Origin of the sequence: Paenibacillus sp. FSL K6-4396 (assembly GCF_038002525.1) — a bacterium.
GTDB classification, from domain to species: domain Bacteria; phylum Bacillota; class Bacilli; order Paenibacillales; family Paenibacillaceae; genus Paenibacillus; species Paenibacillus amylolyticus_B.
On record NZ_JBBOCR010000001.1, the window covers coordinates 1152467 to 1165615 of the forward strand.

The 13149-nt window shown below is 47.4% G+C and carries 11 protein-coding genes; 10 read left to right on the plus strand and 1 reads right to left on the minus strand.

All coding sequences use genetic code 11. From position 1 onward, the window contains the following. The first annotated feature begins 4 nt into the window (after nucleotides 1-4). The 6 genes from MHB85_RS05135 to MHB85_RS05160 all read left to right on the plus strand — a co-directional run bounded on the left by MHB85_RS05135 (nucleotide 5) and on the right by MHB85_RS05160 (nucleotide 7527). Nucleotides 5-757, plus strand: coding sequence for a hypothetical protein (locus tag MHB85_RS05135; protein WP_149846316.1), 753 nt, complete (start codon nucleotides 5-7; stop codon nucleotides 755-757). An 11-nt stretch (nucleotides 758-768) separates the two neighbouring features. Beyond that, nucleotides 769-1872, plus strand: coding sequence for a toxic anion resistance protein (locus MHB85_RS05140; protein ID WP_036606281.1), 1104 nt, complete (start codon nucleotides 769-771; stop codon nucleotides 1870-1872). Nucleotides 1873-2012: 140 nt separating this feature from the next. Further along, a complete protein-coding gene (locus MHB85_RS05145) occupies nucleotides 2013-2579 on the plus strand; it encodes a hypothetical protein (RefSeq protein WP_091015790.1) in 567 nt (188 codons plus the stop codon). Nucleotides 2580-2945: 366 nt separating this feature from the next. Next, nucleotides 2946-4754: an ABC transporter ATP-binding protein gene (locus MHB85_RS05150; RefSeq protein WP_341072557.1), complete on the plus strand. Its 1809-nt coding sequence runs from the start codon at nucleotides 2946-2948 to the stop codon at nucleotides 4752-4754. Continuing rightward, nucleotides 4735-6573, plus strand: coding sequence for an ABC transporter ATP-binding protein (locus tag MHB85_RS05155; protein WP_091015787.1), 1839 nt, complete (start codon nucleotides 4735-4737; stop codon nucleotides 6571-6573). The genes MHB85_RS05150 and MHB85_RS05155 overlap by 20 nt, the downstream gene beginning before the upstream one ends. A 618-nt stretch (nucleotides 6574-7191) precedes the next feature. Next, entirely contained in the window at nucleotides 7192-7527 is a 336-nt protein-coding gene (locus MHB85_RS05160) for a hypothetical protein (protein WP_341072558.1), read from the plus strand. Between the two features lie 92 nt (nucleotides 7528-7619). On the opposite strand, the gene MHB85_RS05165 is transcribed toward MHB85_RS05160, so the two are convergent. Beyond that, a complete protein-coding gene (locus MHB85_RS05165; protein WP_341072559.1) occupies nucleotides 7620-9224 on the minus strand; it encodes a bifunctional metallophosphatase/5'-nucleotidase in 1605 nt (534 codons plus the stop codon). Nucleotides 9225-9482: 258 nt separating this feature from the next. On the opposite strand from MHB85_RS05165, the gene MHB85_RS05170 reads away from it, so the two are divergent. The 4 genes from MHB85_RS05170 (at nucleotide 9483) to phnE (MHB85_RS05185) (ending at nucleotide 13104) form a co-directional block, all read left to right on the plus strand. After that, complete coding sequence (locus MHB85_RS05170; RefSeq protein ID WP_373419829.1) at nucleotides 9483-10478, plus strand: phosphate/phosphite/phosphonate ABC transporter substrate-binding protein; 996 nt, start codon at nucleotides 9483-9485, stop codon at nucleotides 10476-10478. A 177-nt stretch (nucleotides 10479-10655) separates the two neighbouring features. Beyond that, entirely contained in the window at nucleotides 10656-11453 is a 798-nt protein-coding gene (phnC, locus tag MHB85_RS05175) for a phosphonate ABC transporter ATP-binding protein (protein ID WP_062837418.1), read from the plus strand. Next, entirely contained in the window at nucleotides 11450-12301 is an 852-nt protein-coding gene (gene phnE / locus MHB85_RS05180) for a phosphonate ABC transporter, permease protein PhnE (protein WP_341072561.1), read from the plus strand. Before phnC ends, phnE (MHB85_RS05180) begins: the two co-directional genes overlap by 4 nt. Further along, nucleotides 12298-13104 (plus strand): phosphonate ABC transporter, permease protein PhnE, encoded by an 807-nt coding sequence (phnE, locus tag MHB85_RS05185; RefSeq protein WP_017690380.1) that lies wholly within the window; start codon nucleotides 12298-12300, stop codon nucleotides 13102-13104. The genes phnE (MHB85_RS05180) and phnE (MHB85_RS05185) overlap by 4 nt, the downstream gene beginning before the upstream one ends. The last annotated feature ends 45 nt before the right edge of the window (nucleotides 13105-13149 follow it).

Genomic DNA, 13149 nt, shown 5'->3' on the forward strand with positions numbered 1-13149 from the left:
AGTAATGTTACGGAAAACGAAGATAGGTATAGGCGCATTGGTCGGTTATGGTCTCGCGGCGATCTCGAGTCCCTTTCTACCGGATGTCATCACGTGGGCAATTCCGGCACTGGCAACTGTGGTCGGGGGACTGATTCCTTCACGTTCCACGCCGCGTACACAGGTCCAGGGTTCGTCATCAGCCCCTGTACCCATTACAGATATCGGAAATGAACCATCCCGCTTGAATGGTGGACAAGCGCCGAGCGCAGTGCCAACAGGGGCAAGAGAAGCTTCTCCGGCACAGCCTCATTCGAGCTCCACTCCCGCACAACATGCGGGCTCAGAACAAGCGAAGCCTTCCCGCACCGAACCAGATCCTGTATTTGATCCGGTGATTGAATACCTGGAGGTTCTGGAGGACATGATCATCTCCGAAGGTCAGAAGAACGAGCTGGATAATGAGATCGTGGAGAAATCACTGGCGTTGTTTGCCCGTTTGCAGCGTGTGATCCCTTCTCTTCAGGAGCTGAACAACGGGGATATCAACCATACGGTGCGCAGACTGATTTTGAAAGACCTGAACGGGTTTATTAATCCATTTCTACGTTTAAGTGGAGAAGCCAAACGTAATAATCGGCGTATGCTACTGAATGGTCTTCGAGACGTGGATTCCAAGATATCGGATATTGTATCAACGATTGAACATAAAGACTTAATGGAGCTCCAGAACAAAGCGGAACTAATACATCAACGGTATAACAGCTCTGAATTATAGGAGGGATTGGCATGGCAACGGAATGGGCTCAGTTGAAGCAGGAAGATGAGCAACGGATTAACCAGGAAGCAACGCAGCTTATTCAGAAAGTGTCCCAAAGTGACCCGGCTCATCTGGATACCTTAATGGATGATATCGGCAAGTTGGGCGTGAAAACACAAGAGAGAGCAGGACAGACTCTCAAGCTGCTTGATCGTCCAGTCAATGAACTGATGTCCGGGAATCGGGCGGAGGTATCCAACATGATCCTGAAGCTCCGTGATGAATGCGAGAGTTTGCAGCAGAGTAAAAATGTGAGTTTTGTCGGGAAGTTGTTACGTAAAAGCCCGCTGAAAAACTACGTATACCGTTATCAATCTGTTCGCACGAACATTGATGCCATCATTAACGGGTTGCGGGACGGCAAGGACAACCTGGAAGAAAGCATCGTGAACATGCGTCAATTGAAACGTTCTTCGATTCAGGAGATCTACAATCTGCAGACCAAAATTTCCTTTGGTAATCAATTGAAAGCATTGTTTGAAACTGAGATCGCCAAGCCGGAGAACGAGAATCGTAAAGCACATCTGGAGCGTGGGTTGCGCAAAGTGGTAACACGTACCCAATCCATGACAGAGATGATCATGCTGTACAATCAGGCGATCGCAGCTACCGACATCATTAATGATAACAATGACAAGTTAATTGATTCAGTGAATAATGCCATTGATAAAACAGCGAATCTGATCACCGTTTCGGCCATGATTGCTATGGCACTCAATGATCAGGAGAAGGTCATTTCTGCTGTGGAAGCGACGAATAAGACGATTGAAGATCAATTCAAGGAGAACGCCAGATTGTTGAAGACAACAACAGAGAAAACAAATGAACTGTTGTCCAAACCGGCGATGTCCCTTGAAGCCGTGAATCAGGCGATGGGTGATCTGATGTCTGCGCTGGATTTGTCCGAGCAGTCTAATCGCCGGATCATCGAGAGTTGTAATGACTATACCAACAAGATGACAACCCTTAACGCTAAAATGAGCGATCGACTGGGTCTGGAAGGGCCAAAAGCTGCTGCCATTCCGGAGAAAAATAAACCGGATTCCAGTGCATTAGGATCTTTCCTGGATTAGGGTAATAGTGCGAGACTCGCTGCATAAGCCAGGAGATTGCTAGATGTATATCTTTCTACGAGGGACGCCGAGTGCGTCTCTTTGTTTCATTTGATAGAATAAAGCTAAAATCTGGGGTTATACGAAGGAGCTTGCTGAACATGCTGGACTTTTCATTCGAGATTATTGATGAGACCAAGATTAATATTCAATACAAATATGGCAGTGAGTTCTTTAACTTTAACCTGTATTATGCAAACGGGGAGTGGACACTGCATCCATTTGACGGCATACTGATCCAAAACCGTGAAATGTGCAGTCTGATTGTATCTGAGCTGCTCCGTAACAAAGATTTTCATGTCATGCTGGCCAAAGAGAAAATCATTTTATCCCAACTACGTACGAGTGTTAATCTCCAGTCCAATGAGCCGGATGAATGGGTTGCAGATCGGAGAAACGCAGATTATTCCAGACATGATGATGAGTTGATGGATTACATAGGGAACCACAGTTTCGAAGACATATTACAGCTTGAGCGAGAACAGATTGAGGCCAGAGTGCAATTCTTCCAACAGATCATTCAGAGAATGTTTATGGAGGGGCTTGGACCGGAAGATGCTGATTTTATCAAAGTTCAGGCCGTGATTCGGATATATAAAGAGACATACGATCGCCTGGGAGAGTTGAATGATGACTATCGGGGTGATCGTGGACGCAGAAGATGGTAGTGAACATCTCGCTTGGTATGTAAACAGATAACTATATTTCTGCAAAGTTAGGCAGATGACCTGAGTGCAGATATGCATTTCTTTTTGACCTGAAATATGTCTGTGAGCGGGCGAGCTGTAAGCACTTAACTAGTGTGGGGAAGGGAGACCTTCCTTTTTTTACTGCCAAAATGAAGAGAAGTTTATTGTATTGGGAAAAGTAGGGTAATAAGAATAGAAGCGGCATTGTAAAATACGCTATAATAACCATATGTGTACATAGAAATGATTACATATTGGACGCTGTGGAGAAAACAACATGTCTAATGGAGGCTCTGAGCTGGAACGTGTTATCGGTTTAGGGTGCTCCGAGCCGGAGGAATGCTTATGATCAAGCTGTTGTACTACTTGAAGAAGTACCGAGTTGCCGCGATTGCAGCCCTGGTCATGATGTTAATTGAGCTTGCGGTGGAGCTGGCTCAGCCTTATCTGATCTCCAAGATCATCGATAACGGGATTCAGCAGGGAGACTTATCTGTCGTCTGGTTGTGGGGCGGTGTGCTAGTTGCTAGTGCTGTTGTGGCTTTTGCTGCCGGAATTGCCAGTTCGTTCTTTGCATCCCATGCAAGTCTGGGGTTCGGATACGATCTGCGGGAGAAGTTGTATGAGAAAGTGCAAACGTTCTCTTATGCCGTCTTTAACCGGTTCGCGACGTCGTCCCTGATTACCCGATTAACGGGGGACGTGACCCAGGTTCAGGACACCGTCTTTATGAGTCTGCGCTTCATGACACGTGTGCCCCTGGTGGTGATTGGTAGCATGATTATGGCAGTGATCGTGAACCCGAGGTTGGGTCTGCTGCTGGTTGTCATGGTGCCTGTACTGCTCATTGTTGTGGTGTGGATGATCAAAAAGGCAGCGCTGCTGTTCCGCAATGTGCAGCGTAGACTGGATGCCGTCAATGGAGTCATCCAGGAGAATCTGACAGGCATCCGGCTGATCCGTGTTTTTGTACGGATGGGCCATGAGATTGAACGCTTTGCCGGATTCAGCGGCAAGCTGATGAAAGGCACAATCTCCGCGTTGCGTCTGACGGAGACCACGATGCCGTTCATGTTGCTGATGATGAACGTATGTATCATCGCCGTGTTATGGTTTGGACGAGTCGACATCGCCTCGGGTAATGCAACCGTGGGTGAAGTGGTCGCTGTCATTAACTATCTGCTTCGCACAATTGGTGCCATGTCTGCATTGTCATGGATTCTGGTAACCTTCTCGAGAGCAAGCGCTTCGGCGCAACGGCTGAATGAAGTGTTTAATACGGAGGACACGTCGGAGACTGAACAGACGAAGTCGTTATCAACGTCTGCACCATCTGCTGGATCTATGAAATCTTCGCATTTTCCGCAATCTGTATACCCGGCGAAGAAACAGCGCGCTGTGCAGGGAGCGGTTGAATTCCGCAGTGTGGGCTTCAGTTATCCGAATAGTGAAATTACAGTGCTGGATAACATCACATTCTCGGCAAAAGCGGGGGAACGCATTGCCATTATGGGAGCAACTGGCTCAGGCAAATCCTCGCTCGTACAGCTCATTCCACGGTTATACACAGAGGATCAAGGAAAGGTGCGGATTGATGGTGCCGATGCATCAGAGCTGGATCTGTCCATGTTGCGTGGAGCGATTGGTTATGTGCCGCAGGAGGTTGTCCTGTTTACCGGTTCCATACGGGAGAATATTGCCTGGGGTCAGGAAGATGCTACCTTGGATGAGATCGTGGAAGCGGCTAAGCGCGCGCAGATCCATGAAACGATTGAGAATTTACCAAACGGTTATGATACATTGCTCGGTCAACGGGGAGTGAATCTCTCCGGTGGACAGAAGCAGCGACTTTCCATTGCACGAGCACTGGTACGTAGACCAAGAATTCTGATTCTGGACGATAGCACAAGTGCGCTGGATGTAACTACAGAAGGCAGACTGCTGGCTGCGCTGGAAGAATTGTCGTGTACCACGTTTATCATCACCCAGAAGATCAGTTCAACCACTTCGGCGGACCTGATTCTGCTGCTTGATGATGGACAACTCATTGGGCAAGGAAAACATGAAGACCTGATGGAATCGTCAGAGCTGTATCGTCGAATCCATGAATCACAATACGGGGAGGGTGCACAGCATGTTCAAAGCATTCATTGAGCCTTTCCGTCAGCCGCCACCGCCGATTGATCCGGAGACGTTACGATCAGGTGGTGGTCGCAAACCCAAGGCAAGAGCGAAGAACTGGTCCGGTACGCTAGGTCGTATCTGGAGCTATCTGGCACGGCGCAAGGTTAAGCTGTCCATGGTACTGTTGATGGTGTTAGCCAGCTCCGCACTTGCTTTGCTTGGCCCCTACATGGTAGGGGTGGCCGTGGATGATTTCATTGCGGGTGAAGCCGGGGCAAGCTGGACTCGGTTTCTGATTGGATTAACCGCAGTGTACGTTTTGTTCTCTCTTACATCCTGGTTACAAAATATATGGATGATCGAAATTGCACAGGAAACCGTGTTCCGCATGCGGTATGATCTGTTCTCCCATCTGCACAAGCTGCCGATTCCATTCTTCGGTAAACGCCAGCAGGGGGAGATTATGAGCCGGGTAACCAATGATATCGAGAATGTCAGCGGTACGTTGAACAGCTCGGCCATCCAGATTTTCTCGAGTGTATTAACACTGCTCGGAACGTTTGGGGTTATGCTCTGGCTCAGTCCGCTGCTGACCCTGCTTACCTTTATCGTTGTGCCTTTGATGGCCATCGGCATGCGTTGGATTACGCGCAGAACGGGACCGCTCTTCAAGGAACGGCAACGTAATCTGGGTGAACTCAACGGTTATATCGAAGAGACTTTATCCGGGCAGCGGATCATTAAGGCATTCTCCCAAGAGGAGCGTGTGATTCGCGGTTTTGAGGAACGAAATACCCGCATCCGGATTTCCGGTTTCTGGGCACAGACGATCTCCGGTTTTATCCCGAAACTGATGAATGGATTGAATAACCTGAGCTTTGCGATTGTGGCGGGCATCGGTGGTATTCTGGCGATCCAGGGTTCCGTTACGGTCGGGGTGATTATTATCTTTGTGGAATATGCCCGTCAATTCACCCGTCCGCTGAATGATCTGGCGAACCAGTGGAATACGTTATTGTCCGCAATTGCGGGGGCTGAGCGTGTATTCGAGGTGCTGGACGAAGATGAGGAAGCGAAGGATGAAGGGGCAGCGGTATCTCTGGACAAGGTAGAGGGAGCGGTTCGTTTCGACAAAGTATCCTTTGGATACGATGAAGGACGTAACATTTTGCATGACATCAGCTTTGAAGCCAAACCGGGTGAGATGATTGCCCTTGTAGGTCCGACCGGAGCGGGGAAAACAACATTGATTCAGCTGTTATCCCGTTTCTATGATCCTACAGGTGGCACATTAACGGTAGATGGTCGCGATATGACCACCATTCGGCGTGAGAATCTACGGTCACATATGGCATTTGTACTACAGGATTCATTTCTGTTTCAGGGTACGATTCGAGAAAATATTCGGTTTGGCCGTCTCGATGCGACGGATGAAGAGGTGGAAGCAGCCTCCCGGCTGGCGAATGCCCATTCTTTCATAGTGCGAATGAAGGACGGGTACGACAAAGTGCTCCAGGCCGACGGAAGCGGCATTAGTCAGGGTCAGAAGCAATTACTCGCCATTGCCCGGGCAATTCTGGCCGATCCATCCATACTCGTACTGGACGAAGCGACGAGCAGTATTGATACCGTCACAGAGATCAAAATTCAGGAAGGGCTGCAACGTCTGATGCAAGGACGAACGAGTTTTGTCATTGCCCACAGGCTGAACACGATCCGCCAGGCAGATCGGATTCTGGTGCTGAAGGATGGGCATCTACTGGAGCAAGGCTCGCATGATGCGCTGCTGGAACAAGGCGGTTTCTACAGCGAGTTGTATTACAGTCAGTTGCGTAAAAAGGCGCAATAGCCATTTTGGATAATATGTGAGAAGGTTTCATTTTACAAAAAAAGAGCAGGGCTGGGGGCACGAAGCTCCTTACCTGCTCTTTTTTGCATATTGGTTTGAAGCATAAATGGATAATGGAGCCATGACGATATGTAAGCAGATGGATATAATGGAATAAGTTCTTTTTTAAGGGAGGTCAACAGTGAATTGAAAAATGAAAAAGTCGCACACAGGCTTATTTTCTTCAATATCATCTATGCTATTACGCTTTTGCCGTATCCTTTTATATTGATAATGGGTCTATACACATATGTCTACAGTCAGTCGAGTAATCACCCATTGTTGGACATTATAACATCAGGCCTCATGGCTACGTATCCAATTGGTGTGTTAGTCTCGTTTATTTGTTGGGCGTTCTATCATTCCTGCAAATACAAATGGGCTGTGGCAACTGCCAATTTATTTCTGGTCTGGTTAGTTGCTTTTCTAATCGTTATCCTTATTTCTGACTATATTATGGCTTTCTTTTTGTTTAATGGACAGGGTAGTGAAGTAGCAATAAAGTAAAATGATTCTTATGGGAAAGATATGCTTCATACTAATGAAGTGATGCCTTAGAAGAGAGGAGGGCAATGCGGAATGGAATTCAGATTTGGAAATGGTGCTATTCTTCTACCCCCTGTATACATTACGATTATCGCAATCATTATTATTTTCTTTTTAGTAAGGTGGAGCAAGCAATTAGAAACAAGACGTTTTACGGTTTTCTTTTATTTTTTGATTAGTACGTTCATTACTCCAATTTATTCTCAAAGTACAACAAAAGGTGTCTTTGAGCTATGGATTCCTTTAGGATTTATAGTGATTTTCTTTTATTTGATTCGCAGCGAAAGAAATCATCCATCTAAAATGAAAGCAAGTATTCTAGGATTTTCCATAGCCTTATATCAGTTAATTCTTCAATATGTCGGATAACGAGACGGGACAGGATAGTTCAATAAGAACAAGTAAGCAATAGGTTGAAAACAAAAGAGCAGATCCTGATCACAGGACCCGCTCTTTCTCATTTAACTTCCAATAACTTTCCAGTTATCCGCCTGCTCCACTTTTAACGGCTGGTGTCTGCGGATGTAATCCTCCACCAGTGCGGCCATGTCCGTGGCACCTTCGTGCAGTACCTTTTTTCCTGGATACATCGCATAATCCCCGCCGCCAGCAGCGCGGTAGCTGTTCATCACCACAGAGTACATGCCATCCATATCCATTGGCTTGCCTTCACGTTCCAATTTCACAACTCGACTGCCTACAGGTTGGGAGATGTCCAGCTCATATTCCATGCCAGCCCACATATCGTAATTATAATGTTGGGGTTTGGGTTCCATATAAGCCGGATTGACTGCCACCTCGCCAGAAGCATTCACTTCAAAGTAACGAGCCGTTTGTTCCAGTGCCTCCCGGATATCCTGACCACTCAGCTTCAGCACCGTCAGAGTATTAGGATAGATGAAGTTGGATAACACGTCTCGAACGGTGATGTGACTCCCGAAACCGCGAGCTTCTTCACTCAGCATGGCGGTATTGGAGAGCTGCGCTCCGGTCGCTTCCATCTGCACTTGATGTACAAAAGCAATGAATGGATGTGCCTTGAGTCGCAGGGCCGTAGCATTGGTGATGGATAAATCCCCAGCCACCTCGCCAATGGGTTGATCAAGCCAGGCTTGTGCCTCAGTTTCCAGCTCATCTGTCAGTTTCATGACGGTTGCATCAGGTTCAACCTCATGATGTTCATCCAAAATTAACAACCGAGCCTTCTTATCTGTAATCTGCCATTTCCCGCCCGATGATTGTTCCAACTGAACGGAGACATGCCCCGCACCATTTCCACTGAAGCCTGGCTGAATGACGGTTACACCATGAATATTAGCGGTAAGCTGACGATGCTGGTGTCCGGTAAGCAACACATCGATGCCTTCGATGTCCCGGCAGATGGAATAACCTTGATTTTCTCCAATTAACCGTTCGGTGGGCTCGCCTGTCTCCAGATCACTCTCAAATCCGCCGTGATAACTGACAACCATTACATCTGGTTGTTCATGCTCGCGTATATAGTTAACCCATGCACGGATAGTCTCCAAGGCATCAAGGAACTGTAACCCCTCAATATTTTTTGGATGCTCCCAGTTTGGAATGTAATGCGTAGTTGCGCCCAACAGGGCAATTTTGACACCCGTAGACAATGTTTTGATTAGATACGGAGGACCGAAGGCAGGTACGTCTGGATGCTCATTTTTTACAATATTGGCAGACAGCCAAGGGAAATTGGAAGCTTCAACTGCTCCACGCAACAGATTCTGACCATAGTTAAACTCGTGATTTCCCATCACCGCAGCATCATAACCGAGTTCATTCAGTACTGTAATAAAAGGATGGTGACCCTCAGCAGTTCCTTTCGAAGCTGCATAAGAGGCCAAGGGTGATCCTTGCAGCAGATCCCCGTTATCCACCAGCATCAATTCAGGTGCACGTTCACGTTCCTTACGAATCAGGGAAGCCAGCAGGGCAAGTCCAGCCGGGCGGTAGGCGTTGGTATTGTAATGAATGGGGCGGATGGCCCCGTGCAGATCACTGGTGAACAGAATGTCGAAGCTTGCCGTATGGTTTATGGATGTCATTTTACAATCTCCTCTAATATATAAGTTCAGATATATGGAATTGCCATAAAACGGAGAAGAATGAATAGGCTGAAGAACCGAAGGTTATGCCGTTATCTCCGATGTTCTTCCTATATCTTCAACCATAATGAGCCTATTCTAACAGATACAAGTCCCGCTGACAGCCTGACAGGAAACTTTACAAAACTCCAAATTCCGTTTCACATCGCGCTAATATTTGGCAACTATAGTAGATAAGTACTGAAAAATAGAAACTCTTTGGAGGGTGTTCGTTTGAAGAAGTCTGCTTTATTTTTACCATTGTTGATTTTGGTTATGTTTCTGAGTGCTTGTGGGTCTAGTAGTACAACTGGTTCGGCTAACGGAGATAATGCGAGTCCCAATGCATCCGGTACGTCGACGGCAGAGACAGAGAAACCTGTCGAAGGTTATGTGCCAACTGAACTGACGGTTCAATTCGTTCCTTCCCAGAATGCAGACACGCTTGAAGCCAAAGCGAAACCGCTTGAGAAGTTGCTTGGTGACAAACTGGGCATTCCGGTAAAAGTCAGCGTATCCACCGACTACAACACAATTATTGAAGCAATGGCTTCCAACAAAGTAGACGTAGGTTTCTTGCCTCCGACAGCTTATGTACTGGCGAAAGAAAAAGGCGCTGCACAAGTTATTTTGCAAGCACAACGTTTTGGTGTAAATGATGAGACAGGTGCTCCAACAGAGCAACTGGCAGATTCATATAAATCCATGTTTATCGTGAAAAAAGACTCACCGATTCAATCCATCGAAGACCTTAAAGGTAAAAAAGTGGCTTACCAAAACGTAACGTCTTCCGCAGGTTATGTATGGCCAGCAGGTCTGTTGCTCGACAGAGGGATTGATCCATTGAAAGATGTAACACCTGTAACGTTGAAAGGTCATGACCAAGGTGTCATCGCTGTATTGAACGGTGACGTTGATGCAGCAGCGATTTTCCAAGATGCCCGCAACACGGTAGCCAAAGACTATCCGACTGTATTTGAAGATACACGTGTACTGGCGTTCACTGAGCCTATTCCTAACGATACCATTGCCGTTCGTACAGACATGAATGCAGATTGGACTGCGAAGATCAAACAAGCCTTCATCGATATCGGTAAAGATACGGAAGGTCACCAGATCATCAAAGAAATCTATACGCATGAAGGTTATGTAGAGTCCGATGATAGCAAGTTTGAGATCGTTCGTCAGTATGGCGAAAAAGTGAAAGGTGAATAAATCTGATCCAAAAGTAGTTCGGGATCTGTTCACTTTGTAGTCGCGTTCTTGGATGGGAACAGCTAAATCGTAGCAATGGACAGGCCAGTTCAGCGTGATCTACGCTGCGCTGGCTTGTGCCATTATAGCAAGCACTTAGGTATGGTTGATCATTATGAATGAAAGAAGGATATTGTCATGATTGAGCTTCATAACGTTACCAAAACTTACGCTAACGGCACCAAAGGCCTGGATAATATTAATCTGAAATTTGAGCAGGGGGAATTCATTGCTGTAGTGGGTCTGTCGGGTGCGGGTAAATCAACTCTCCTGCGATCCATTAATCGACTGCACGACATTAGTGAGGGCGAGATTCTGATTAACGGAAGTTCCATCACAAAGGCGCAAGGCAAACGGCTACGTATGATCAGACGTGACATCGGCATGATCTTCCAGAGTTTCAATCTGGTGAAACGGTCCAGTGTACTTCGTAATGTACTCGCTGGACGTGTTGGATATCATTCCACCATGCGTACCATTCTGGGACGTTTTCCAAAAGAGGATATTGAACTGGCATTCACTGCGCTGGATCGTGTGAATATTTCGGAGAAAGCCTATTCCCGTGCAGATCAGCTGTCTGGTGGACAGCAACAGCGTGTGGCTATTGCCCGTGTACTGGCACAGGAAGCAAAAATTATTCTGGCCGACGAACCGGTTGCTTCACTCGACCCGCTTACAACGAAGCAGGTCATGGATGACCTGAAACGCATCAATCAAGACCTAGGGATTACCACGATCGTCAACCTTCACTTTATTGATCTGGCGAGAGAGTATGCGACCCGTATTGTCGGATTGAGAGCAGGCGAGGTCGTATTCGACGGTCCGGTGGAAGAGGCAACGGATGAGCGCTTTGCAGAAATATACGGCAGACCGATTCTGGCTGACGAATTGTTGGACAAACAGGCTGTGCATGAGCAGGGAGAAGTTGTGGTATGAAGGGGCAGTCCAACGTTCCATTTCAGAATTCAGGCGGAGTGGGGAAGGAACCTGGTTCCAGCCCGGCTCAGGTTGTGAATCGTCCGAAACCGCCTGGGTGTACGAAACATCTGCTCACCTTAGTGATCATTCTGCTCCTTCTATGGGCCAGTGCCAAGCAGACGGATGCCAGCTTCACGGAGTTGTTTGAAGGTTTCCCCAATATGCTGGATCTGCTGAAGGAGATGTTCCCACCCCGGTGGAGTTACTTTGATAATATTGTGCAAGGCATGCTGGAAACGATCCGAATGGCCCTGATTGGGACAACCATTGGTGCGATTATTGCGATTCCGGTCTCGATCATCTGTGCCGGTAACCTGATGCCAAGTCGCTGGATCTACTATCCGGCGCGCTTTCTGCTGAACCTGATTCGGACCGTGCCAGATCTGTTGCTTGCTGCTTTGTTCGTTGCTGTATTTGGTTTGGGGCCCATCCCCGGAATCTTGGCACTGGCTGTGTTCTCGATAGGTCTGATCGCGAAGCTGACGTATGAGACACTGGAAACCATTGATCAGGGGCCGCTGGAAGCGATGACGGCTGTGGGTATGAACCGGATTCAGCTCATTGTATATGGCGTGGTGCCGCAACTGGCTGCCCAGTTCACATCCTATGTGCTGTATGCCTTCGAAATTAATATACGTGCCGCTGCCATTCTGGGACTGGTGGGAGCCGGAGGAATTGGACTCTACTATGAGGCAACACTTGGATTCCTGGAGTATGACAAAACCAGCGTAATCATTCTGTTTACCCTTGTCATTGTTCTGGTCATTGATTATGTAAGTACTAAGCTGCGGGAGAAATTGCTATGATGAAAAATGAAACAAGCCGCATCCGGCCTAAACCACGGAAGAACCCGCTACGCTGGGTTATTGTATTACTGCTGATCCTTGTGTATGTCTGGGCGCTTGCTGGTGTACCGTTTACTGGTTTCAAGGAAACCGCTGCTCAGATTATGAAGGCCATTGTAGCCGGGATTTTCTCACCGGATTGGGATTTTGTATATCTGCCTGAGGGAGAAGACTTGCTGCGAGGCCTTCTGGATACGTTGGCTATCTCGGTATTAGGTACCGTAATCTCGGCAGTACTCTGTATCCCGTTTGCATTCTGGTCAGCCCGTAACATGAGTGGGCATCGTTCCATCTCGGGTGCAGGTAAAATGGTACTCAGTTTCATCCGTACGTTCCCCGAGATTATCATGGCCTTGTTGTTCATCAAGGCAGTAGGTCCCGGATCGTTTGCAGGGGTACTCGCCCTTGGATTGCACTCTATAGGCATGTTAGGCAAGTTGTACGCAGATGAAGTTGAAAATATCGACTATGGTCCATCTGAGGCGCTGCTCGCCTCCGGAGCCAATCGTATGCAGCAGTTGTGGTTTGCCATCCTGCCACAGGTTATGCCTGGATTCCTGAATTATACGTTGTATCGTTTTGAGATTAATGTACGTTCCGCGACCATACTGGGTGTAATCGGAGCAGGGGGAATTGGTACACCGCTGATCTTTGCACTCAGCACCCGGAACTGGCCGCGAGTAGGTATAATCCTGTTGGGTATTATCGTGATGATCACGATCATCGACTTGATCTCGGGGTATATTCGTAAGAAGTTGGTATAGAGTTAATGTGGAGCTACGAATATATTAGATGAAAATTAAGATAAG